24 protein-coding genes are annotated in these 23218 nt (G+C 68.8%); 11 read left to right on the forward strand and 13 right to left on the reverse strand.

Annotation, left to right across the window (positions count from 1 at the left end):
- Positions 1–113 precede the first annotated feature (113 nt).
- Positions 114–1877 (forward strand): cytochrome c oxidase subunit I, encoded by a 1764-nt coding sequence (gene ctaD, locus AB0H36_RS17750; RefSeq protein WP_360523711.1) that lies wholly within the window; start codon positions 114–116, stop codon positions 1875–1877.
- Between the two features lie 33 nt (positions 1878–1910).
- On the opposite strand, the gene AB0H36_RS17755 is transcribed toward ctaD, so the two are convergent.
- Entirely contained in the window at positions 1911–2783 is an 873-nt protein-coding gene (locus AB0H36_RS17755) for a helix-turn-helix transcriptional regulator (RefSeq protein ID WP_360523714.1), read from the reverse strand.
- A 367-nt stretch (positions 2784–3150) separates the two neighbouring features.
- Between AB0H36_RS17755 and AB0H36_RS17760 the strand changes: the two genes are divergently transcribed.
- A complete protein-coding gene (locus AB0H36_RS17760) occupies positions 3151–3678 on the forward strand; it encodes a GNAT family N-acetyltransferase (RefSeq protein ID WP_360523717.1) in 528 nt (175 codons plus the stop codon).
- Here AB0H36_RS17760 and AB0H36_RS17765 read toward each other — a convergent pair.
- From AB0H36_RS17765 to AB0H36_RS17775, 3 genes are read right to left on the reverse strand one after another with little or no spacing between them, the layout of a single operon-like run.
- Positions 3675–4544: a phosphotransferase gene (locus AB0H36_RS17765; protein WP_360523720.1), complete on the reverse strand. Its 870-nt coding sequence runs from the start codon at positions 4542–4544 to the stop codon at positions 3675–3677. The two genes, AB0H36_RS17760 and AB0H36_RS17765, sit on opposite strands and share 4 nt — an antisense overlap.
- Before the next feature lie 41 nt (positions 4545–4585).
- Positions 4586–5290 (reverse strand): class I SAM-dependent methyltransferase, encoded by a 705-nt coding sequence (locus AB0H36_RS17770; protein ID WP_360523722.1) that lies wholly within the window; start codon positions 5288–5290, stop codon positions 4586–4588.
- On the reverse strand, positions 5283–6818 hold the full coding sequence (locus tag AB0H36_RS17775) for an ATP-dependent DNA ligase (RefSeq protein WP_360523724.1): 1536 nt from the start codon (positions 6816–6818) through the stop codon (positions 5283–5285). The genes AB0H36_RS17770 and AB0H36_RS17775 overlap by 8 nt, the downstream gene beginning before the upstream one ends.
- Before the next feature lie 155 nt (positions 6819–6973).
- Here AB0H36_RS17775 and AB0H36_RS17780 point away from each other — a divergent pair, with 155 nt between their 5' ends.
- Positions 6974–7885, forward strand: a complete 912-nt coding sequence (locus tag AB0H36_RS17780; protein WP_360523727.1) for a hypothetical protein — start codon at positions 6974–6976, stop codon at positions 7883–7885.
- 34 nt (positions 7886–7919) lie between these two features.
- Here AB0H36_RS17780 and AB0H36_RS17785 read toward each other — a convergent pair whose 3' ends face one another.
- Entirely contained in the window at positions 7920–8885 is a 966-nt protein-coding gene (locus tag AB0H36_RS17785) for a Dyp-type peroxidase (protein ID WP_360523729.1), read from the reverse strand.
- A 51-nt stretch (positions 8886–8936) separates the two neighbouring features.
- Between AB0H36_RS17785 and AB0H36_RS17790 the strand changes: the two genes are divergently transcribed.
- From AB0H36_RS17790 to AB0H36_RS17800, 3 genes are all read left to right on the forward strand, one after another.
- Positions 8937–10127, forward strand: coding sequence for a CPBP family intramembrane glutamic endopeptidase (locus AB0H36_RS17790; protein WP_360523732.1), 1191 nt, complete (start codon positions 8937–8939; stop codon positions 10125–10127).
- Positions 10128–10170: 43 nt separating this feature from the next.
- Positions 10171–10887 (forward strand): HAD family hydrolase, encoded by a 717-nt coding sequence (locus AB0H36_RS17795; RefSeq protein WP_360523735.1) that lies wholly within the window; start codon positions 10171–10173, stop codon positions 10885–10887.
- A 100-nt stretch (positions 10888–10987) separates the two neighbouring features.
- Positions 10988–11902 (forward strand): endonuclease/exonuclease/phosphatase family protein, encoded by a 915-nt coding sequence (locus AB0H36_RS17800; RefSeq protein ID WP_360523738.1) that lies wholly within the window; start codon positions 10988–10990, stop codon positions 11900–11902.
- An 80-nt stretch (positions 11903–11982) separates the two neighbouring features.
- Here AB0H36_RS17800 and AB0H36_RS17805 read toward each other — a convergent pair whose 3' ends face one another.
- The 5 genes from AB0H36_RS17805 to AB0H36_RS17825 all read right to left on the reverse strand — a co-directional run bounded on the left by AB0H36_RS17805 (position 11983) and on the right by AB0H36_RS17825 (position 17039).
- Positions 11983–12942, reverse strand: coding sequence for a sigma-70 family RNA polymerase sigma factor (locus tag AB0H36_RS17805; RefSeq protein ID WP_360523741.1), 960 nt, complete (start codon positions 12940–12942; stop codon positions 11983–11985).
- A gap of 426 nt (positions 12943–13368) precedes the next feature.
- Positions 13369–15450, reverse strand: a complete 2082-nt coding sequence (locus tag AB0H36_RS17810) for a S9 family peptidase (RefSeq protein ID WP_360523744.1) — start codon at positions 15448–15450, stop codon at positions 13369–13371.
- 57 nt (positions 15451–15507) lie between these two features.
- Positions 15508–16311: an exodeoxyribonuclease III gene (locus AB0H36_RS17815; protein WP_360523747.1), complete on the reverse strand. Its 804-nt coding sequence runs from the start codon at positions 16309–16311 to the stop codon at positions 15508–15510.
- Between the two features lie 9 nt (positions 16312–16320).
- Positions 16321–16572, reverse strand: a complete 252-nt coding sequence (locus AB0H36_RS17820; protein ID WP_360523750.1) for a DUF3817 domain-containing protein — start codon at positions 16570–16572, stop codon at positions 16321–16323.
- Complete coding sequence (locus AB0H36_RS17825) at positions 16569–17039, reverse strand: DUF2269 family protein (RefSeq protein WP_360523753.1); 471 nt, start codon at positions 17037–17039, stop codon at positions 16569–16571. Before AB0H36_RS17825 ends, AB0H36_RS17820 begins: the two co-directional genes overlap by 4 nt.
- A 93-nt stretch (positions 17040–17132) precedes the next feature.
- On the opposite strand from AB0H36_RS17825, the gene AB0H36_RS17830 reads away from it, so the two are divergent.
- The gene (locus AB0H36_RS17830) at positions 17133–17570 is read left to right on the forward strand and encodes a MarR family transcriptional regulator (RefSeq protein ID WP_360523756.1); all 438 of its coding nucleotides are present in this window, start codon (positions 17133–17135) and stop codon (positions 17568–17570) included.
- On the opposite strand, the gene AB0H36_RS17835 is transcribed toward AB0H36_RS17830, so the two are convergent.
- Positions 17557–18144, reverse strand: a complete 588-nt coding sequence (locus AB0H36_RS17835) for a TetR/AcrR family transcriptional regulator (RefSeq protein ID WP_360523759.1) — start codon at positions 18142–18144, stop codon at positions 17557–17559. The genes AB0H36_RS17830 and AB0H36_RS17835 overlap by 14 nt on opposite strands.
- Before the next feature lie 74 nt (positions 18145–18218).
- Between AB0H36_RS17835 and AB0H36_RS17840 the strand changes: the two genes are divergently transcribed.
- The 4 genes from AB0H36_RS17840 to AB0H36_RS17855 are packed head-to-tail and all read left to right on the forward strand — an operon-like array spanning position 18219 to position 21423.
- Entirely contained in the window at positions 18219–19112 is an 894-nt protein-coding gene (locus AB0H36_RS17840; RefSeq protein WP_360523762.1) for an SDR family oxidoreductase, read from the forward strand.
- Positions 19109–20245 (forward strand): saccharopine dehydrogenase NADP-binding domain-containing protein, encoded by a 1137-nt coding sequence (locus tag AB0H36_RS17845; RefSeq protein WP_360523765.1) that lies wholly within the window; start codon positions 19109–19111, stop codon positions 20243–20245. The genes AB0H36_RS17840 and AB0H36_RS17845 overlap by 4 nt, the downstream gene beginning before the upstream one ends.
- A gap of 57 nt (positions 20246–20302) precedes the next feature.
- Entirely contained in the window at positions 20303–20695 is a 393-nt protein-coding gene (locus AB0H36_RS17850) for a YccF domain-containing protein (RefSeq protein WP_360523768.1), read from the forward strand.
- Positions 20692–21423: an MBL fold metallo-hydrolase gene (locus tag AB0H36_RS17855; RefSeq protein WP_360523771.1), complete on the forward strand. Its 732-nt coding sequence runs from the start codon at positions 20692–20694 to the stop codon at positions 21421–21423. The genes AB0H36_RS17850 and AB0H36_RS17855 overlap by 4 nt, the downstream gene beginning before the upstream one ends.
- Here AB0H36_RS17855 and AB0H36_RS17860 read toward each other — a convergent pair.
- Complete coding sequence (locus AB0H36_RS17860; RefSeq protein ID WP_360523774.1) at positions 21407–22639, reverse strand: MFS transporter; 1233 nt, start codon at positions 22637–22639, stop codon at positions 21407–21409. The two genes, AB0H36_RS17855 and AB0H36_RS17860, sit on opposite strands and share 17 nt — an antisense overlap.
- A 25-nt stretch (positions 22640–22664) precedes the next feature.
- Entirely contained in the window at positions 22665–23183 is a 519-nt protein-coding gene (locus AB0H36_RS17865) for a hemerythrin domain-containing protein (protein ID WP_360523777.1), read from the reverse strand.
- Between the last annotated feature and the right edge of the window lie 35 nt (positions 23184–23218).

Genomic DNA, 23218 nt, shown 5'->3' on the forward strand with positions numbered 1-23218 from the left:
GTAGGGGGATCCGGGCGTCACGGGGAGTGACGTCTGTTGTCCTGCCGCGGACGGGTGTCTAATCGAAGGAAGTGTGGGTACTCCAGGCGCGGAGTGGGGGCACGGGAGGTCGCATGGCCAGCGTCAGCGAACGAACCGGGATCACCGAACGCACCGGCCCGCCGCTCGCCGAAACCACGGGGCGGCGGCCGCTCGGGCAGGTGATCGGCAAGCTGCTGTCGACGACCGACCACAAGGTCATCGGCCAGCTGTACCTGATCACGTCGTTCGCGTTCTTCCTGGTCGGCGGCGTGATGGCGCTGGTCATTCGCGCCGAGCTGGCCGAACCGGGCCTGCAGATGGTGAACGAGGAGGTCTACAACCAGCTGTTCACCATGCACGGCACGATCATGCTGCTGCTGTTCGCGACCCCGCTGTTCGTCGGCTTCGCCAACGTGATCATGCCGGTCCAGATCGGCGCCCCGGACGTCGCGTTCCCGCGGCTGAACATGTTGAGCTACTGGATGTTCCTGTTCGGCGGTCTGATCGCGTCGGGCGCGTTCTTCACCCCGGAAGGCGCGGCCGACTTCGGCTGGACGGCGTACGCGCCGCTCTCGACGGCCGAACGCTCACCGGGTATCGGCGGCGACCTGTGGGTGATGGGCCTGTGGATGGCCGGCACCGGTACGATCCTCGGCGCGGTCAACTTCGTCACCACGATCATCACCATGCGCGCGCCGGGGATGACGATGTTCCGGATGCCGATCTTCTGCTGGAACATCCTGATCACGTCGATCCTGGTGCTGATCGCGTTCCCGATCCTGGCCGCCGCGCTGCTGATGCTGGAGGCGGATCGAGCACTCGGCGCCCAGGTCTACACCGCGGCGAACGGCGGCGCGCTGCTGTGGCAACACCTGTTCTGGTTCTTCGGGCATCCCGAGGTGTACATCATCGCGCTGCCGTTCTTCGGCATCATCACCGAGGTCCTGCCGGTCTTCAGCCGCAAACCGATCTTCGGGTACTACGGTCTCGTCGCGGCGACGCTCGGGATCGGCGTGCTGTCGATCGCGGTGTGGGCCCACCACATGTTCACCACCGGGGGAGTGAGCCTGCCGTTCTTCTCGTTCATGACGTTCCTGATCGCGGTCCCGACCGGGGTGAAGTTCTTCAACTGGATCGGCACCATGTGGGGCGGGTCGGTCTCGCTGGACACGCCGATGCTCTGGTCGGTGGGCTTCCTGGTCACGTTCCTGTTCGGCGGCCTGACCGGCATCATCCTGGCCTCGCCGGCGCTGGACTACCAGTTGAACGACTCGTACTTCGTGGTCGCGCACTTCCACTACGTGGTGTTCGGCACCGTGGTGTTCGCGATGTTCGCCGGGTTCTACTTCTGGTGGCCGAAGATGACCGGCCGGATGCTCGACGAGCGGCTCGGCAAGCTGCACTTCTGGCTGCTGTTCATCGGCTTCCACACCACGTTCCTGGTGCAGCACTGGCTCGGTGTCGAGGGCATGCCGCGGCGCTACGCGACGTACGGCGCCAACGAAGGCTTCACGGTCTTGCACCAGGTCTCCAGCGTCGGCGCCTTCATTCTGGGCGCCTCGACTCTGCCGTTCCTCTACAACGTGTGGAAGTCCCGCCGCTCACCTCTCGTGACTGTCGACGACCCCTGGGGTTGGGGCCGCTCGCTGGAGTGGGCCACCAGTTGCCCACCGCCACGCCACAACTTCGACCAACTCCCCAGAATCCGCTCTGAGAGCCCCGCCTTCGACCACCACCACCCGGACATTGCCCTCGCCGAGTACTCCGCCAACCGAGCACCCGCCGACAACCTGCTGGACGCCGGCGAGGACCAAGGCCGGGTAGACCACCTTAAGTCCCAGGAACCCGACGACTGACAGCCAGCGACTTGCACGCCCACCGGCCGTGAGTCAGGCCGGGAGGCGGCTGAGGATCGTGGTGAGGTGGTCGGCGGTTTGCTGGGGTGGGGGACTGGTGGAGGCCAGGAGGTTGAGGGTCTGGGTGTAGGTGTCGACGTCCTCGCGTTTGTCGAGGTAGAGGGCGCTGGTGAGGTGCTCCAGGTAGACGACGTCGGGAAGGTCGCGCTGAGGGAAGCGGAGGAGCGTGAAAGCGCCGCCGCCGGCCGGGTGACCGGGGGAGTCGATCGGGATGATCTGGACGGTGATGTTCGGGCGCTCGACGGCCGCCCGGAGCGAGTCGAGCTGGTCGCGCAAGACCTGCCGGCCGCCGATCGGGCGGAGCAGGACCGCCTCCTCGATCACGGCCCAAAGCTTCAACGGTGGCTCACGATCGAGCACCCGTTGGCGCCGCGTGCGGAGGTCGACGACCCGTTCCACCTCTTCCTCGGAGCGGGCGCCCTCCGGCGTCAGCCGCGCGACCGCCCGCGCGTAGTCGGCCGTCTGCAGCAGCCCCGGGACGAACTGGATCTCGTATGTCCGGATCAGCTCGGCTGCCGCCTCGAGCCCGAGGTACGCGTCGAACCAGTCCGGCGTGACGTCGCCGTACCGATGCCACCAGCCGCGGTTGTTCGCCTCGCGGGCCAGCTGCAGCAGCCGATCCCGCTCCCGCGGCTCGGTCACGCCGTACAGGGTGAGCAGGTCCTCCACGTCGCGCTGCTTGAACCCGACCCGGCCGAGCTCCAGCCGGCTGATCTTCGACTCCGACGACCGGATCGTCCACCCGGCATCCGACCGGCTCACCCCCGCTCGCTCCCGCAGGCGCCGCAGATGTGTCCCGAGCATCATCCGCAGCGCCGTCGGCCCAACCTCACCGTGCCCCGCCATGACCACACTCTACATGATTCTCGAACATATGTTCTACTCGCGAATCTGTCCGCTGCCATGCTTTGTGACGTGTGGTGCTGCTGCGCGTTCGCGGGGTAGCGTGACGATCGAGGCAGCCCCAGACCCCGGCGGCCGACCCGTACTCGCGGTCATCACCGCCTGGGTGGGAAGACAAGCCACGTGGCACCATGCCCGGCCCGGCGGTGTGCAGGCGCCGGAGTGTCGGACGGGGCTCCTCTCCTCGTCCGCCGATGGAGGGAATCCGGCGAGTCGGGCTTCCGCCTGCCGCACAGACATGTGGCGCACACGGCAGGCGGAAGCTCCGCACCCGCAGTCGAGGGCCTCTCGGGGCTGTTAGCGTGCGCGCATGTCAGACCTGGGGCCGATCGCGTGGCCGCCCGATCCGATCAAGACCGAGCGACTGGTGCTTCGTGCACCCGAGGCCCGGGACCGGGCGGCGTTCATCGAGTTGCTGGCGTCGCCAGAGGTCCACACCTACCTGGGCGGCGCTCGCCCGCGTGCCGAGCTCGAGCGTGAGATGCCCTTCGCGCCCCAGCGGTGGCCGGGGAACTTCGTCGTCGAGCTCGATGCGGAGATGATCGGCCAGATCCTGCTCAGGAGAGGAACGGAGCACAGTCGCCCGGCCGCAGCGGGGAAAGCCGATCTGGGCTACTTGTTCCTACCGCGGGCGTGGGGATTCGGGTACGCCGCCGAAGCGTGCGCGGCGGCACTCGACTGGTTCGACGGAGTCTTTCCCGGCAAGCCGGTGTTCCTCACCACCCAGACCGCCAACGCCGGCTCGATGCGCCTCGCGGCAAAGCTGGGATTCACCGAGGTAGAGCGGTTCCATGCCTGGGACGCCGAGCAGTGGCTCGGCCTCCGGTCATCTGACTAGTCGCTTCGGGACTCTGCAAGCTCCAGCCAGTGCTCGACAGCGGACGGCGTGAAGTGCCGGATCGCCCAGTCGACCATCCGCAGACTCATGTGCGCCCAGAGCGGCCGCAAAACGTCGTCCCCGAACGTGTCGAGTACGGCGTCCAGCCGCGCAACGACCGCCGGATCCGGCGCATCCGAGTGAATGCCGAACCGAAGCGTCACCAGGTCCAGCCGGCGGTCACCCCGACCGGCGCCGTCCCAGTCGATGATCCCGGTGATCCGCCCGTCGACGGCCAGCAGATTGCCGGGGTGGTAGTCCACGTGCACCGCGTCATCACCGCGCAACGGCCCCGGGTGCTCAGCACCAACGGCTGTGATCCAGTCGTCGAGCAACGCCGTAGGACGGTTGTGCGCGCGAAGCGGACCGTGCAGACAGAACCCCGGCCCGTCGCTGCGCAGGTACAACTCCAACGGCGGAACGTCTGGACGGCCCACGAGCAGACCGGCCTGGAGCTCGTTGAACGCCAGCGCCTGCTCCAACCCAGCTTCGTCGAGCTTCGCGATCGGTGCTCCGGGCAACAGTTCCTGGACAGTGGCGATCGCTGTCCCCAGCTGCACCGCCAACTGAGTCTCCGGGACCGGAGCACCCGCAGCCCGGACGGCTTCGGACACTGCGATCGGACCAGCCTGCAGATCCTCGAGCCGCGTGCCCGGCCGCCACTTCAGCACCGCCCGCCGCCCGTCCGGCCAGCGCACGAACGCGGCACCGACCTCACCGCCGCCGCACCGGCCCTCCACCACCAGCCGGATGCCCGTCTCCGCAGCCACCTGATCGGCGACCCGATCGCGTTCCAGTCGCTCGACCCGACCCCAAGGCGAACTCATTCAGCTCCTCGTCCCAGAACCGCCAGTCTGCTGGGACGAGGTCAGGGTGTCGAACGGATTGTCTGGTCGCGGAGGTACTCAGCTCGCCAGCGCAGGATCGTGGGATCCGTCGGGCTGGGGGACTGGCCGAGCTGGATGAGGTGCAGATCCTCGGTCGCGAAGGACTCGATCGTCGCCCGGGTGAGCGGCCAGGGCGGGCCTTCGATGTCCTCGTCGGCCTGGTCGTCGGCCCGGGCAGCCGCGATGACGAGCAGGGTGCCGCCGGGGGCGACCTGCTCGCCGACCTGCTTGATCGCCGCCGCCTGGAGCTCGATCGGCAGCGCTTGCACGGTGTAGATCTCGACCACTAGGTCGAAGGCGCGATTCCACTCCGGCGGCGGCGCGAGCAGATCGGCGGTCACATAGTGCACCGCCGAGTCCGGGTGGTTGCGCTCCGCGGCCTCGACCGCTGACGGCGAGATGTCGAAGGCGGTCGTGTCGTACCCGAGGTCGGAGATCAGTTCGGCGTCCCACCCGGTCCCGGCTCCGACCACCAGCGCCGACTTCCCGGCACCCGACGGTTGCGACTCCTCGACCCACTCCGTCAGCTGCGGATGCGCCGTACCGCGATCCCAAGGCACCACCGCGGCACCCTCCGACGCGGCCGAGTACAGCCGCTCGAACCAGCCGGTCGGATCGTCTTGCTCCAGCGCGTCACGCGCGATTCGCCGCGCGACGACATCCGGGTCCTCCGCCGGCTCACTCATCGGCACCGCCCTCGTGGATTGCTCGCACGGTTTGCACTGTATCGACCTGGTCCGGCGTCTTGTCGTCGCGGTAGCGCAGCACGCGCGCGAACCGCAACGCCATCCCGGCCGGATACCGCGGCGAGGTCTGAACCCCGTCGAAGGCGATCTCCACGACGATCTGCGGACGCAGGTAGACGGTGTAGTCGTCTCGCCGCACCTCCAGCTCCTGGAAGCGCTCGGTCTGCCAGCGCAGCAGCTCGTCGGTCAGCCCCTTGAACGTCTTGCCGAGCATCACGAACTCACCGGTCTCCGAGTCCCTGGCGCCCAGATGCAGGTTCGACAGCCAGCCGGTACGGCGGCCATGACCCCACTCCGCCGCCAGCACGAGCAGATCGAGCGTGTGGGTCTGCTTCACCTTCACCCAGCCCGACCCGCGCCGACCCGCCTCGTAGGGCACCGTCAGGGACTTCACCATCACGCCCTCGTGCCCACGCTTCACCGCGTCGACGAAGAAGTCGTGACCGGCGTCCGCGTCGTCGGTCACCAGCCTCGGAATCCGCTGCTCCTCCGGGATCAGCTTGCTCAGCCACTCGTGCCGCGCGGCGCCGTCGAGCCCGAGCAGGTCCTGCCCGTCCTGATGCAGGATGTCGAAGAAGTACGGCGTCAGCGGCACCGACTCGGGCCCGGTCGCCGACCGCGTCGCCGTCCGCGAGCCGGTCACCTGGAACGCCTCCGGCCGCCCGTCCGATCGCAGCGCAATCAGCTCACCGTCGAGCACCACCTGCTCGGCATCCAGCGCCAGCACGGCGTCCACCACCTCGGGCACCCGTGACGTGATGTCGTCCAGCGTCCGCGTGTAGACAACGACCTTCGACCCGTCCCGGTGCGCCTGGATCCGGATCCCGTCCAGCTTCCACTCGAGCGCAGCCGGCGTACCGGTCTTGCCAAGCGCCTCGGCGACGGTGGTCGCGGACTGCGCCAGCATCGGCTGCACCCCACGCCCGACCTCCAGCCCGAACTGCGCGAGCCCCGCCTCTCCTTCAGTCAGTACGGCGACTGCCACCGGAGCGGCCGCACCACGCAGCATGGTCGCCGCCCGGATCTTCTCCAGCGGGATCCCGGTCGCACGCGCCACCGCGTCGGCCATCACACCATCCAGCGCGCCCTGCCGCAGCTCACCGCCAACCAGCAACCGCAGGAACCGCTGCTCCGCCTCGGTCGCCCGCCCGAACAGCGCGTCCACCGCCTCCCGCCGCCGCGCCTGCGACCCGGCACCCGCCATCTCGGAGAGTTCACCGAACGCGCGATCGACCTCCTCGACGGTCAGCGACGGCGCCTCGGCCGGATCCGGCGCGTCCATCAGCGTCCGCCAGCCCACCCCGGTCCGGCGCTGGCGCAGCTCGCCGGACAGATAGGTCACCGCGATCTCGGTCTCCAGCGGGTCGGTCGCGGACGCCAGCAATCCGGCGATGAACTCCGCCTTCTTCAGCCGCGACCGGGTCCCGGCCAGCGCGGCCGACGTCTCGACCACCTCGGTGAGCAACATGACCCCAGTCTCACCCATCGCGCCGACACTTTCGGGCAGCACAACTTTCCCGACCGCCCGTGCATCGCAGGTAACAACGGTCTGTCGGCGACGCGGTGAGCTACCGCTGGTCCAGCTACTACGACGACCCGCTGTTCGGAGAATAGGGAGCACGAATGCGACGTACGCTCGCCGCGGCCACCGGCCTTGCAGTCACCGGGGCGCTGATGACCACACCGGCCTCAGCCGCACCCAGTGCGATGGTCCCGTGCACTGTCACGACCGCGTCCGCGACGGCTGCGAACCACTTCAGCAGCCACCTGGAGGCGACGAAGCCGATCAAGCGCACTGACAACCTCAGTGGCCGCGGCGTGTTGAATCTGCCGATCCGCTTCTACTCCGACTGGTTCGTGAACCCGGACGCCGGCTGGAACACGCAGGGCTTCGGCGGCTACCTGGTCGCCGGCGACGTGCTCTACGACTTCACCTACTGGGTGCAGAGTCCGGCCGAGGTGCCCAAGGACAGCAGGCTGATCCGGATCGGTGGCGGCTGGACCGGGTTCCGCGCGCTGGTGTCGTCGCGGCCACTGGGGTCGGATGCGGTGCCGGGCGAACGGCACTACGGGCTGCACTCCGACGGCACGCTGTACCGCTGGGTGGTGCGGTACGTGAACGACAAGCCGGTCTGGTCGCGCAACGGCATCTTCAGTGGGTTCGGCGCGGTCAAGACGATGGCTCTGTTCAGCCGTACGGCGACCTACGACACGCTGCTCGTGACCACGCGCGGGGGAGCGCTGTACACCGTCCGCGTCCCGCACAGCCAGCCGACGACACCGATCGTCAAGAAGGTCCGCGCCGCGACCTGGCAGGGCTTCGAGACGCTCGTGGCAAGCCGATGCGGACGCAGCGGAACGCTGCTGCTCGGCATCGACAAGGAGACCCGCTCCGGCTACCTGTACGCCGTCGGCCACGCCAATGGCACCGCCACCGTCATCCAGAGCCTCGGCAAGGTGCCGGGGACCTTCGAGTACCCCTTCGACTTCCGGCTCGCCAACAGCGCCGTCGACGAGCCGCTGTTCGGGGAGTGAGTCTTCCCCCGGCTCCCTGACCCTTCAGGGTGGGTCAGGGAGCCGGCGGGAGGTCGTCGAGGAAGGCGGCCGACGGGGTGAAGAACAACGTGCCGGTCACCGCGGTGGAGAAGTCGAGGATGCGGTCGTGGTTGCCCTCCGGCTCGCCGACGAACATCCGCCGCAGCATCAGCTCGGTGACCGCCGGGGACTTCGCGTAGCCGATGAAGTAGGTGCCGAACTCCTGCGAGCCGATGCTCCCGAACGGCATGTTGTCGCGCAGGATCTGCAGCTCGTTGCCGTCCTCGTCCTCGATCACGTTCAGCGCGATGTGCGCGTTGGACGGCTTCACGTCGTCGTCGAGCTCGATGTCGTCCAGCTTGGTCCGGCCGACCACATGCTCCTGCTGCTCGACAGAGAGCGCGTTCCAGGCCTTCATGTCGTGCAGGTACTTCTGCACGATCACATAGCTGCCGCCCGCGAACTCCGGGTCCTCTGCCCCGACCAGTACGGCGTCCTCGGCCTCGGAGCCGGTCGGGTTCTCGGTGCCGTCGACGAACCCGAGCAGGTCGCGCATCTCGAAGTACTTGAAGCCGTGCACCTCGTCGACGACCGTCGCGGCGCCGTCGAGCACGGTCATGATCTGGTTCGCGAGCTCGAAGCACTGGTCGGTATGCGCGGCGCGGATGTGGAACAGCAGGTCGCCGGGGGTGGCGACCGCATCGTGCGTGGCACCCCGCAGCTCGACGAACGGGTGCAGTTCGGCCGGTCGCGGGCCGCTGAACAGCCGGTCCCAGGCGTCGGAGCCGATGCTGGTGACGCAGGACAGGTTCCCGGCCGGGACCCGGAAGCCGACCGAGCGGGTCAGGCCGCTGACCCGCTCGAGCAGATCACGGGCCTTCTCCTCGCCGCCGGGCTCGATCCGGACCACCAGGAAGATGGCCGAGCCGGTGAGCGGCATCAGCACCGACTGCGGCAGTACTCGCGTGGACGCGGTCGGTCCTGGCGTCGGATCAGTCACCACTGGGCTCTCCTCCACGTGCTACTTGTCCCGATCTTCTAGAGTCCAGTCATGGACCCGCAACAGCCCGGGCAATCCTCGCAGCCGGGGCAGTACCCACCACCGCCGCCCCACCCGCAGCAGGGGCCCTACCCGCCTGCGGGTCCTTACCAGCAACCACCACCGGGGACGTATCCACCGCCGTACCCTCCGCCATATCCGCAGCCGGGCCAGTATCCGCCGCCATACCCCCAGCAGTGGGGTGCACCGCAGCCGTACCCAGGCCAGTTCGGCTACCGCGAGCCCCGCGTCATCCCGGCCCCGTCCGGTACGCCGTACCACCGGCTGGCGCGCACCCCGAAGCACGCGTGGTGGCGCCCGATCGTCGGCACGCTGTTCCTGGCCGCCGGCGCGTTCTTCCTGACCGCGGCCGTGCTGGTCGCCTGGGAGATCGTGCACAGCCTGATCACCGGCGAGTTCAGCGAGCCGCAGGGTAACGACATCTTCCCGAGCGACACCGAGAACCTCGCGGTCACCTTGGTGATGCTCGGTGTCCTCACGCCACTCGTCCTGCTGACCGCGTGGCTCGTGCAGCGCCGCCCGTGGTTCAGCGTCGCCTCCGTGCTCAACCGGATCCGCTGGCGCTGGCTGCTGCTCTGCTGCCTGCCCGGCCTCGGGTACCTCGTGGTGTCCTACGCGCTCGGCATCCTGGTCGACCAGATCTTCCCGAGCCAGGACCCGGTCGCGGTGGACGAAGGTTCGTGGGTCGGTCCCGCCGCGTTCCTCGTGCCGGCGCTGGTGATCATCTTCCTGGTGCCGTTCCAGTCCGCCGCCGAGGAGTTCGTGTTCCGGGGCTGGCTGGTCCAGGCGATCGGCGCCTACGGACCGAACCAGGTGACAGGTCGCGCGCAGTGGTTCAAGGTGCTGATGCGGACGCCGTGGCCGGGGATCGTGATCAGCAGCCTGGCATTCGTGTCGGCGCACGGGTACACCGGCTGGGCGATGGCCGACATCTTCGTGTTCGCGATGACGATCGGCTGGCTGACCGTCCGGACCGGCGGCCTCGAGGCGGCCATCTCCGTGCACGCGCTGAACAACCTGTTCGCCTTCTTGTTGCCTGCGGCAATGGGTCAGCTGGACGGCTGGGACGTGCAGGGCGGGGCGCCGTGGACGCTGCTGGTCGTGGACGTGCCCTGCCTGGCCCTGTACGCCGCTGCCGTCGTCTGGCTGGCCAAGCGGAACGAGGTCGCCCGGTTGAGCTGAAAACCGGAGGAGACTGTCGGCTCCTTCTGGCATCGTGTCGGCTGTGACGAACACGAAGATCGAGGCCGTCCTGTTCGACTGGGGCGGCACGCTGGCGACCTGGCACGACATCGACCTGTACGCCGTCTGGCGGTCGGTGACGGAGCTGATCGACGACGCCCGGCCGGACGAGCTCGCGGCGCGACTGGTCGAGGCTGAGCGGTCGATCTGGCTCCGGTCCCGCGACGAGCACCTGAGCAGCACGCTGGAAGAGGTCTGCCTACTGGCCGAGGTCGTGATGACACCTGCGGCGCTGGCGGAGTACGAGCGGCAGTGGCACCCCCACACCGAGCTCGAGCCCGACGCCGTACAGACACTGCAGGACCTTCGGGAGCGCGGTCTGAAAGTCGGCGTGCTGTCGAACACGATCTGGTCGCGTCGGCGGCACGAGGAGATCTTCGCGCGCGACGGCGTGCTGGACCTGCTGGACGGAGCCGTCTACACCAGCGAGATCGCGCACACGAAGCCGCACCCGGAGGCGTTCCTGGCCGCGATGAAGGCGGTCGGGGAGACCGACCCGGCCAGCTGCCTGTTCGTCGGCGACCGGCTCTTCGACGACGTCTGGGGCGCGCAGAACGTCGGCATGCGCGCCGCGCACATCCCGCACAGCGCCATCCCGCTCGAGCAGATCGGCCACACCGAGGGCGCGCCGGACGCGACCGTGCACCGGCTCGCCGAGCTGCCGGCCCTGATCGACAGCTGGAACGCGGCCGCCGCCTGAACCGTTCCGTCACGTGCTCGACGCGCTACGGCTAGCCGCCGGACACCGACTCTGGTTAACGTCCAACCTCCGAACTCCCCGCCCATGGAGGTTTCCAACCATGTTCAGCACCCGTCGTAGATTCGCCGCGCTCGTCGCTGCGGCTGTCGCCGGCCTGACTCTGACCAGTGGTGTCTCGCAGGCCACCACCAACCAGTACGACGCCGTCGCGCCGGCCGGTGGTGGTGCGACGCAGCCGCTGCACGTGATGTCGTACAACCTGCGCTACGCCAGTGACACCCCGCCCAACGAGTGGAGCGCCCGCCGCCCGGTGATGCGGGAGCAGTTGCGGCTCGCTCGGCCGCAGCTGATCGGCACGCAGGAGGGGTTGTACGGCCAACTGCAGGACATCTCGGCCGACCTGGGTCCGTCGTACGACTCGATCGGGCTGGGCCGCGAGGGCGGCAGCAAGGGCGAGTTCATGATGATCTTCTTCGACACGCGCCGGCTGCAGCCGCTCGAGTACGACCACTACTGGTTGTCGGACACGCCTGAGGTGATCGGCTCGAAGACCTGGGGCGGCTGCTGCGCGCGGATGGTGACGTGGGTCCGGTTCAAGGACAAGGCGACCGCGAAGGAGTTCTACGCGATCAACACCCACCTGGAGGCGTTCGACGCGACTGCGCGGTCGAAGTCGGCCGACCTGATCCTGCAGCGGATGACCGCGCTCAACCCGGCGCTCCCGGTGATCATGACCGGTGACTTCAACGAGGCCGCGGCCGCCGGGGTGACCGTCTACGACAAGCTCGTGACCAGTGGCAAGCTCGCGGACAGCTGGGTGACGGCCGAGCGCCGCAGCGACCTGTACGCCACCTTCCACGGCTACCGGCCGCTGACCCCGAACGGCGCCCGGATCGACTGGATCCTCACCACGCCGGGCCTGCGCGTCTCGAAGGCCTCGATCAACATCTTCAGCCAGGACGGGCAGTTCCCCAGCGACCACCTGCCGGTGGAGTCCTGGATCCACTGGTCCTAGGTATCCGGCCGGCCACACGAAAGGACCCCCGGCCGGGAGGGCGGCGCGGGGGTCCTTGCTGGGGGTTTCGGGGTGGTGCTTTACGCGGCCAGCGTCGGGTCGGCGAGCAGGCGCAGCCGGCCCAGGGCCTCGCGCTCGATCTGGCGGACGCGCTCGGCGGAGATGCCGTGCACGGCGCCGATGTCGGCGAGCTTCGCCTGCCGGCCGTCGTGCAGGCCGTACCGGCGCCGGATCACGTCCGCGGACCGCGGGTCGAGCTGGTCGACCAGGCTGAACAGGCCCGAGCGGTCCGACGCGTCCGCGACCAGCTGGTCGGGTCCCGGCGCGGTCTCGGCCGCGATCAGGTCACCCAGCGAGGTCTCGCCCTCGTCGTCGATCGGGTTGTCCAGGCTGATGTGGTCCCGGCCGATCCGGATCAGCTCCGTGACCCGCTCCTCGTCCAGGTCCAGCTCCGCCGCGATCTCGTCGATCTCCGGCTCCCGCCCGAGCTTTCGCTCCAGCGTGCGCCGCGCGGACCCGATCTGGTTCAGCTGCTCCACCACGTGCACCGGCAGCCGGACCACGCGGGCCTGCTGCGCGATACCGCGGGTGATGGCCTGCCGCACCCACCAGGTCGCGTACGTCGAGAACTTGAATCCCTTGCGGTAGTCGAACTTCTCCACCGCACGGATCAGGCCGGTGTTGCCCTCCTGGACCAGGTCCAGCAGCGGCATCTGGGACCGTCCGTAACGGCGGGCGATCGAGACCACCAGCCGGAGGTTCGCGGTCACGAACCGCTGCTGCGCGCGCTGGCCCTCGTCGGCCAGCCACTGCAGCTCTTCCTCCGTCGCATATTTGGGCGCTCCGCCCTTCTTCCGTCCAACCCGCCCCTCGGCCAGCAGTTGCTCCGCTAGGAGACCTGCCTCGACCGTCTCAGCGAGCTCGACCTCTTCCTCAGCCGTCAGCAGGGGCGTGCGCGCGATCTCTTCGAGGTAGAGACCGACGCTGTCCTTGCCGTCGATACCGTCGTCCGCGGTGCGGACACGAGTCGTGCGAGCCACCGAAACTCCCTTCGTCGTTACATGGAGAGCAACGCTCGAGTGAGGTTCAAGATTCCACGACGAGTGTGTAAACAGCCTGAACGTTCCCTGAGAGTTCCCGGCACCGATCAGGTGCGGAAACCAGGGCCTGCCGGCCCGCTCGCGGCCGCCTGCCGGACGCCGCCGTCCGGGCAGGCCTGTATTTCGGCGTGTTTGCGCACCTTCCGTGAGATTTCCCGGGTATTCCGTCGGCCTGGCCCAGCGGAACACGGCGGCGGGAAGCTGAGAATCTCTGCAGAATCCCGGCGTTTCGGGCCCCTGAATGTGTTGCACAACACACCATCGGCCTCACCTCGAACAGCAACGCCGCAAGTACCCGCCCTGTTCCCGCGCGAAACGGTCACTCCGTGACGCGGGACGCCTCCCGTGGGTGGCGTCCCGCCACGGTCAGGCCAGGCCGAGGGTGTCGAGCTCCCAGGACAGCGTGAAGGCCAGTTCGCGCCAGGCGTCGTACCGGCCCGAGCGGCCGCCGTGACCGGCCTCCATTTCGGTCTTGAGCAGAACGTCGACGTTTCCGGTCGCGGTGGCGCGCAGTTTCGCGACCCACTTGGCCGGCTCGACGAAGAACACCCGGGTGTCGTTCAGGCTGGTGATCGCCAGGATCCGCGGATACTGCTGCGCGCTGATGTTCTCGTACGGCGAGTAGGACTTCATGTACTCGTACACCGCGGCGTCCTCGAGCGGGTTGCCCCACTCCTCCCACTCGATCACAGTCAGCGGCAGCGACGGGTCGAGAATCGTCGTCAGCGCATCCACGAACGGCACCTCCGCGACGATCCCGCCGAAGGCATGCGGCGCCAGGTTCGCGACCGCGCCCATTAGCAGGCCGCCCGCGCTGCCACCCTGGGCGACGATCCGCTCCGGCCGGGTCCAGCCGTCCTTGACCAGGTGCTCGGCGGCCGCCACGAAGTCGGTGAATGTGTTCCGCTTGGTCAGCATCTTGCCGTTGTCGTACCACTGCCGGCCGAGCTCGCCACCACCGCGCACGTGCGCGATCGCGAACACCACGCCGCGGTCCAGCAGCGACAGCCGCGGGATCGAGAACCAGGGGTCCATCGAGCTCTCGTAGGAGCCGTACCCGTACAGCACGACCGGCGCGTTCCCGTCCTTGATCACGTCCTTGCGCGCGACCAGCGAGATCGGCACCGACGTCCCGTCCTCGGCCGTGGCCCACTCCCGGTACTGCGTGTAGGCGCCGAGGTCCACGCCGCCGAGCACCGGCTGCTGCTTCAGCAGTCGCCGCTCACCGGTCGCGAGATTCACGTCGTACGTCGAACCCGGTGTCACCAGCGACGTGTAGCCGAACCGGTAGCGGGTGTCGTGCCACTCGTCGTTGCGGCCGGGGGAGACGGTGTGGATCGGCTCGTCGAACTCCAGCACCTCCGGTGCGTCGAAGCCGTCCGCCGTACGGCGCATGATCGCGAGCTCGGTGAGCGCGTCGCGACGGCGGTACAGGATGACGTGGTCGGCGAAGGCGTCGACGCCGAGCAGCCGGCTGGTCTCGTCGCCCTGGATCAGCGTCGTCCACGCACCGGGGGAGTCGAGCGGCGCGGTCGCGAGGGAGAAGTTGGGCGCGTCCGCGTTGTGGGTGATCAGCAGCTGGTCGCCGGCGTGCTCGACGTCGTACTCGACGCCCTCGCGGCGGGGCGCGACCACGACCGGCTGACCGGCCGGGTCGTTGGCGTCGAGCAGCCAGACCTCGCTGGTCAGCTTGCTGCCGAGGGCGATCATGATCGCCTGCTCGTTGCGGGTCAGGTCGACGCCGACCCAGAACCGCTCGTCCGGCTCCTCCATCACCAGGACGTTGTCGGTCGCGCCGAGGGCGTGCCGCCAGACCTGGAACGGCCGCCAGGCGTCGTCGACCTTGGTGTAGAAGATCGTGGACCCGTCCGCGGACCAGGCCGACCCGTAGTGCACCTCGGGCAGCTCGTCGGGCAGCAGCTCGCCGGTGGCCAGGTCCTTGATCCGCAGCGTGAACCGCTCGTCGCCCTTGAGGTCGACCGAGTACGCGAGCAGCCGGCCGTCGGGGGAGACGTCGACGGTGCCGAGCGCGAAGAACTCGGAGTCGCCGGCCACCTCGTTGCCGTCGAGCATCACCTCTTCGCCCGGGATGTCGCCGTCGGTCGCCGGCGGCTGGTCGCCGTCGGCCTTGACCCGGCAGTGGATCCCGTACTGCTTGCCCTCGATCGTGCGCGAGTAGTACCAGTACCCGCCGTGCCGGGCCGGCACGCTCAGGTCGGTCTGCAGCGTCCGGTCCGAGATCTCCTTGAAGATTGCCTCACGCAACGACTCCAGGTGCTCGGTGCGTGCCTCGGTGTAGGAGTTCTCCGCGCGCAGGTACCCCAGCACCTCGTCGTCGGACTTGTCCCGCAACCACTCGTACTCGTCGACGAACACGTCACCGTGATGACGTCGCTCGACCGGCTTCTGCGCCGCCACCGGCGGCTTCAGGGATTCAATCTCGGACATGCCGCGAGACTACCCGCAACCGGCGACCCGGCGTCGCCGTTTATCCACAAGCGAAAGTCAGAGCGCGTACGTCGCCACCACCGGAGCGTGGTCGCTCCAGCGCTCGGCGTACGACGGGGCGCGATGGATCACGCAGCCGGTCGCCGCGGCCGCGAGCTCGGGGGAGGCGATCTGGTAGTCGATGCGCCATCCGGCGTCGTTGTCGAAGGCTTTGCCGCGCCACGACCACCACGAGTACGGACCGGGGCCCTCGCCGCCGAAGTGGCGGCCCAGGTCTACCCAGCCGTCGGCGAACAGCCGATCCATCCAGGCCCGCTCCTCGGGCAGGAAGCCGCTCTTCTTCCGGTTGGCCTTCCACGCCTTCAAGTCGACCTCGCGGTGCGCGATGTTCAGGTCGCCGCACATCAGCACGTGCCGCCCGTCGGCGCGCAGCCTCGCGAGCCGGGCGGTGATTGCATCCAGGAAGGCGTACTTCTCCTCCTGCCGCGGCGGCGTCTCGAACTCCCCGGTGAACACGTACGTGCTCACCGCCGTCAGCAGCGACCCGTCGTCCAGTATGACGTCAGCCTCGATCCACCGCCCGCACCCGGCGAATCGCGCCGGGCCGATGTCGTCCCGCTCGTCCTTGATCGGCCGCCGGGAGGCGACCGCCACCCCGGCGCGACCCTTGTGGCCGTCGATCGTCGGCTCGGCGTGCGCGATGTTCCAGTCCCCGCCGAGCTGCTCCCGCAGTACGTCGTCAGTCGCCCGAACTTCCTGCATCAGCAGCAGATCCGGATCGGTCTGCTCCAGCCAGGGCGCCATCCCGCGCCGGTACGCAGCCCTGATCCCGTTCACATTCACCGTGGCGACCGTCAGCACGCCCAAACCCTAACGTGCCGGCACCGACAAACTGCGCAACGCCAGGTACCCGCCGACCGCCGGCACGAACGCCAGCACCTTCGCCCGCCTCGACGCCCCGGCCGTGGACAGCGCCGCCACGATCGTCACCAGGTACGCCGTCCCGTGCGTCGGGCCGAGCGCGGACGACACGGCCGGCCAGTGCACCGTGAACAGGTTCAGAAAGAGCAGACACACACTGACCGCCTCAACGGCCGCGGCGATCTTCAGCACCCGAATCATCGGGCCCCCGTCGTCGAGCCGGGACGGACGATCATCAGCACCACGACAACGGTCCACAGCAACGCGAAGACACCAGTGGTCATGGACAGCGCCTTCGCCTGGGGCAGCGACTGCTCACGCACCTCGAGGGACGAGCCCGCAGCGTCGAGGACTCGGGCCTGCGCGGGAAGCACTACGAACGCGAGGACGGCCGCGGCGATCGCGGTGAGGACCATCGAGATGATCAGCCAGTAGTCCGTCAGTACTCCAAGACCGACCGCCACCGCGATGCCGAACACCGGGACCGTCAGGCCGCCGATGGCGTACCCGCGGCTGATCCGGTGCAGCACCGTCAGCACCCCGGTCTCCGGCTGGTCGGACGTGAGCACGCGCCGGGCGAGCGGCGGGAACATGCTGGCCGCGACCGTCACCGGCCCGACGAAGATGATGGCAGCGATCACGTGCACGCTGAGCAGGAACTTGTTCATCCGGATCCGATCTCACGGGTGGGCGAGTTTCAGGCAGACTGTAACTCAAGTATCAGCCAACCTGAAACTCGACCCGCCTGCCATGATGTGCCGATGGAAGAGACCGGTCAGCCGCCGATCAGCCCCGCGCTGCTGCTGATGATGCTCGGCCGCCAGCTCCGGGACCGGACCGACGCCGAGCTCCGTCGACAGGGTCTGACCATGCGGCACTTCTCGGCTCTCGGTCACCTGGCCCACCAGCCGGGTCTCTCCTACAGCGAACTGGCCCGCCGCGACGGCATCACCGCTCAGAGCATGCAGTCCACGCTCCTTCAACTGCAGGAGATGGGCGCCGTGGAACGCCGTACCGCTCCTGGTCGCGGTCGCACTGCCGACCTGCAGGTGACGGCTTCAGGTCACGAGCTCCTCGACCGCTGCCGGGCCGTGCTGAACGACGTCGACCAGAGCCTGCGCGAGGCTGTCGGCGCGGACATGACGGATCGGATGGCCAAGGCGACGCTCGACGCCCTGACAGCCTTCAGTGAGTCGTAGCGAGAATCGCATCGAGCGAGCGTTCGCAAAGGTCTTCGAGGGTCTCGGCGGGGATCGTGGGGTTGTCGATCCAGGTCATCAAAGTCTGCTCGACGTACCCCTGCCAGCCGTGGCAGGCGAGCTCGACGGCCGGTGTGATCTCGATGCCGCGCTGACCGACGGCGCCGATGACCCAGGTGCTGAACACCTGCCGGATCTCCGAGTGCAGCGCGCGGACGGCGGGATCGCCGGCCGCCGACATCAGCAAGGTCGCGCGGTAGAGCTGCGGCGCTTCGAGGACGGCGCGGACGAACGCGCGGATGCCGGAGCGCAGTTGCTCCTCGGGCGGCAGCGACGGGTCGGGGGCGGTCCGCAGCATGACTTCGGCGGCGGCTTCCTCGATGACGGCGTACTGGAACTTCTTCTTCGAGCCGAAGTAGTGGAACAGCAGGGCGGGGGAGACGCCGGCCTCGGCCGCGACCAGCTCGACGGTGAGCTCCCGGTGCGGGTCGGCGACCAGCACCCGGCGGGCGGCCTCGAGGATCTGCGCACGCCGCTGGTCGGGGCGCAGCCGGGCGGACGAGGTCTGGGTCATACGGCCAGTCTATTGAGTAAATGGTCAATACGCGATTACTGTTGAGTGCCCACTCAACAAGCTGGAGGTCCCCGATGCGTCCGCTGCCTGGCCAGGTCGTCCTCATCACCGGAGCGTCCCGTGGAATCGGGGCCGCCGTGGCCCGCCGGCTCGCTCAGCACGGCGCCAAGCTCGCGCTGATCGGCCTGGAGCCGGACGAGCTGAAGAAGGTCGCCGAGGACTGTGGCCCGGATGCCGGCTGGTGGGAGGCCGACGTCACAGACACCGAGTCGCTGCGGACCGCGATCGAGGGCGTGGTCGAGCGGTACGGCCGGATCGACGTGGTGATGGCGAACGCCGGTATCGCGGCGCCCGGGTTCACCCGCAGCATGGACCCGAAGGTCTGGGAGCGAGTGCTCGACGTCAACCTGTACGGCGTCTGGCGCACGGTCAACCTGACGCTGCCGCATCTGCTGGCGAGCAAGGGGTACTTGCTGCTTGTGTCCTCTCTTGCGGCGATCGTGCACATTCCCGGACTCGCGTCGTACAACGTGGCCAAGGCCGGCGTGGAGGCGATGGGCGACACGCTGCGCGTCGAGCTCAAGCACCTCGGCGTCCGGGTCGGGGTGGCGCACATGACGTTCGTGGACACCGACATGGTGCGTGGCGTGGACGAGCACCCGGTGTTCGGCAAGGTGCGGACCGGGGTGCCGCTGGCGGGAAAGGTGTATCCGCTGGAGTTCGCGGTGGAGAAGTTCACCCAGGGCATCCAGAAGCGCTCGCGGACGGTGCACGTGCCGGGGTGGATCGGTGCGCTGAAGGTGTTCCGCTGGCTGATCCCGCACGTGATCGAGGCCGGGTCCCGGTTCAGCGTGCCGAAGGCCGACCGGGCCGCGCTGGCCGACATCCAGGCGCGCGGCGCCGCCGAGTCGACCCGGGCGTCCGGCGCCGGCGGGCGCGCCGACACCGAGAAGGCCGCCGGACGATGAACCGCCAGTACGACGTCGTGCTGCTCGGGGCCAGCGGGTTCACCGGGGCGCTGACCGCGGAGTACCTCGCCGAGCACGCACCAGCGAACCTGCGCTGGGCAGTTGCCGGTCGCAACAAAGCGAAGCTGGAGCGGTTCGGCAAGGACGTCCTGCACGCCGACGTCACCGACCCGCAGTCGATCCGCGCCCTCGCCGAGTCGACCCGGATCGTGGTCACCACCGTCGGCCCCTACATCCAGTACGGCGAGGCGCTGGTCGCCGCCTGCGCCGACGCCGGGACCGACTACCTCGACCTGACCGGCGAGCCCGAGTTCGTCGACCGGATGTACGTCCGATACCACGAGCGCGCCGTACAGACCGGTGCCCGGATCATTCATGCCTGCGGCTTCGACTCGATCCCGTACGACCTCGGTGTGCAGTTCACCGTCGAGCAGTTGCCCGAGCGCGTGCCGATCCAGGTGAACGGTCTGCTCCGCGGCGGCGGGCGGCCCTCCGGCGGCACCTTCCACACCGCGATCACCGCGTTCTCCCGGCCGAAGCAGAACCTCGAGGCCCATCGCGCCCGGCGCCGCGCCGAGCCGCGTCCGGAAGGCCGTTCGGCGAAAGCGGTCCCGGGCAGGATCCACCGCGAGCAAGGCTTCTGGGCAGTGCCGCTGCCGACCATCGATCCGCAGATCGTCGGCTACTCCGCGCGCCTGCTCGACCGCTACGGCCCCGACTTCCGGTACTCGCACTTCGCCGCGGTCAGACGCCTTCCGGTGGTTGCCGGAGGCATCGGTGGGATGGCGCTCCTGGTCGCTGCCGCGCAGATCCCGCCGGCCCGCAACGCGCTCCTGAACCGCCTCAAACCCGGCGACGGCCCGAGTCCCGAACGCCGCGCGAAGTCGTGGTTCAACGTCCGCTTCGTCGGCCGCGGCGGCGGCAAGCAGGTGATCACCGAGGTCGCCGGCGGCGATCCAGGGTACGGCGAGACCGCCAAGATGCTCGGCGAGAGCGCCCTCTGCCTGGCCCTCGACGACGTACCGAAGACAGCAGGCCAGACCACCACAGCCGCCGCCATGGGTCCACACCTGCGCGAGCGGCTGATGAAGGCCGGCCTGACGTTCGCGACCCTCAGCACCGATCAGTATTAGCCCGGATTCATCCCCGAGTTCGCACGGTCTGCGCCCATCGGATGGCAGGCTGGAAGCATGAGGACGCTTCTCAACCTGATCTGGCTGGTGCTGGCCGGGTTCTGGCTGGCGATCGGGTATGCGGTCGCCGGCATCATCTGCTGCGTGCTGATCGTGACGATCCCGTTCGGCATCGCGGCGTTCCGGATCGCCGGGTTCACGCTCTGGCCGTTCGGCCGGACCATCGTCGACAAGCCGTCGGCCGGCGCCGGCGCGGTCCTCGGGAACATCATCTGGGTGATCTTCGCCGGCTGGTGGCTGGCGCTGGGCCACCTGGCCACCGGGATCGCGCTGTGCGTCACGATCATCGGCATCCCGCTCGGCCTGGCGAACTTCAAGCTGATCCCGATCTCCCTGCTGCCCCTGGGCAAGGACATCGTCCCGAGCGACCAGCCGTTCGCCGTCCGGTGAGGTCGCTCACCGTCCTGGGATCCTGTGGCGCCTGGCCGGAACCCGGGCGTGCGTGTGCGGGCTTCCTGCTGGAGTACGACGGCTTCACGGTCGTCCTCGACCTCGGGTACGCCGCCCTGCCGCAGCTGCTTCGCCACCGCCCGACCGGTGACGTCGACGCGATCATCGTCACGCATCAACACCCCGACCACTGCGTCGACGTGAGCGCCCTCGCCCGAGTCCGGTACTACGAGGCACGCGACGCGGCCCCGATCCCGCTGCACTGTCCGCCAGGCGTTCTCGACGTACTGCGCGCCCTCGAGCCGAACCCAGATCCGGCCACGGTCTTCGACGTACATGACCTCGCGACCACCACTCAGCTCGGTCCCTTCACCGTGGAGACCGTGCTGCTGCCGCACTACGTCACCAACCTCGGCGTCCGGTTGACCGCACCAGGCGTGTCCGTCGCCTACACCGGCGACAGCGGACCCTCGGACGACCTGGCAAAGCTTGCCCAGGGCACCGACCTGTTCATCTCCGACGCGACCCTGCAGAGCCCGTCACCACAGACCAGCCCGCGCTACGTGATGACCGCAACCGAAGCAGCCCGCGGCGCCAACCCGGCGAACCGCCTCCTCCTGACCCACTTCTGGCCCGGCTCCGACCGCGCAATCTCGCTCGCCGAAGCCCAGCGAGAGTTCGACGGCGAAGTCCTCACCGCCGAGGAAGGCCTCACGATTCCGTTGTGAGGCGGGCGTGCCGGAAGGCGGAGCGGTGCAGGAGGACGGCCTGGACTACCATGCCGCCGACACCGATCCAGAGCGCCGTACGGGTGCCGAACCGGTCGGCCAGCAGGCCGCCGGCGGGTGCGCCGATGACAATGGCGGCCCGGTTGAACGAACGCGTCGTGGCGTTCATCCGCCCGAGCAGCCCGGACGGCGTGATCGACTGGCGGTAGCCCATCTCGATCGGGCTGTCGATGCCGAGGGAGACGCCCAGGACGAACTGGCCGGCACAGAGCAGCACGATGCCGGCCGCGTTGTCGCCGGCGAGCGGCACGGTCAGGTAGGCGACTGGACTGAGCCAGCGGCAGGCGATGATCGCGGGTCCGACCCCGAACCGCCGGCCGACCCGGCCGGACGCGGTCGCGCCGATCACCGAGCCGACGCCGGCGCACGCGTACGTCACGCCGAGCCAGAACGCGCTCAGCCCGAGCGTGTTGAGCACGAACAGGACGAAGACCGTGGTGAGCAGGCCCTGGAACACGAACCACACGTGTGAGGTCGTCGTGATCGGCCCGAGGGTGCTGTTGCGATAGACCCAGTTGAGCCCCTCGCGGATCTCCCGGCCCAGGTGCCGCGGCTGACCGGTGCTTTCGGCAACTTCCGGCGTTCGCGGGCGGACGGTGGCGAGCACGAGGCCGGACAGCAGGTACGACACCGCGTCGACCAGGATCGCGGCCGGCGCGCCGATCAGCCTGATCAGCGCACCGGCGAACACCGGTCCGCCCGTCTGTGCCACCGCACTTGTCTGTTCGAGTCGCGCCCACGCCGACGTGAGCAGGTCGGTGGGTACGAGCGACGGCGGGAACGACTGGTGTGCGGCGTCGTACGCGAGGGACAACGTGCCGAAGACGAGTACGACGGCGATCAGCAGCGGAAGGCTGAGAACGTCCAGCATCGCTGCGAGCGGGATGACACCCAGCACGATCGCCCGGGCGAGGTCGGTGCCGACGAGCAGCGGCTTGCGGCGGTAGCGATCGACGATCACCCCCGCGAGCAGGCCGAACAGCAGGTACGGCAGCCAGCGGGCCGCGTTGAGGATCCCGACCTCGGTGCCGGACGCCTGCAAGGTGACGACGGCAACGACCTGCAGGGCGAGCGCGCTGACGGACGAGCCGACCATCGACACCGCATCGGCGATCCAGAATCGGACGTATCCGCGATGCTCCAGCAGCCCGGCCACACCCGGGATCCTAAGCGGGCTCGGCTCAGGCCTTCTGTGCGGCCTCGACGAGCTTGCGGACGTTGGTGATGTCGCCGCAGCCGGAGTCGATCAGGCGGGCGCGCTCCTCGGCGAATGCGTCGCCCAGTTGCCGGCGGACCTCTTCGGAGACGTCGGTCCGGGCCGGGTTGAGGACGTCGCGCTCCTCCTCGTCGAGGTGGTGCGAGAGGGCCTCGGAGAGCTCGTGCAGCTTCTCGCTGAACTCCTCGCTGCCGGTTTCCTCGACCTGCATCAGTTCGAGCAGCGCCTCGTTGCCCTCGTCGTGCTCGTGCTCGGAGTGCTCGACCTCCTCGGCGTCGATCGCGTCCTTCCGCCGCAGGCTGGGGTACACCTTCGACTCCTCGGCCTCCGCGTGCGCGATCAGCACCGTGGCCAGATCGGCCAGTACGGCGGACCGGTCGCTCTGCACGTCGCGCAGCTCACGCAACGCCTCTTCGAACCACCGGTGGTCCGCAAGGATGATCTCCACCACGTCGCCACCCATCGCCGGCAGGATCTTCGGCATTCGTCGCCCTCCGTTCTCGAACGTCTGCCGCGCCG

Source organism: Kribbella sp. NPDC050820, from assembly GCF_040653975.1.
GTDB lineage: Bacteria > Actinomycetota > Actinomycetes > Propionibacteriales > Kribbellaceae > Kribbella.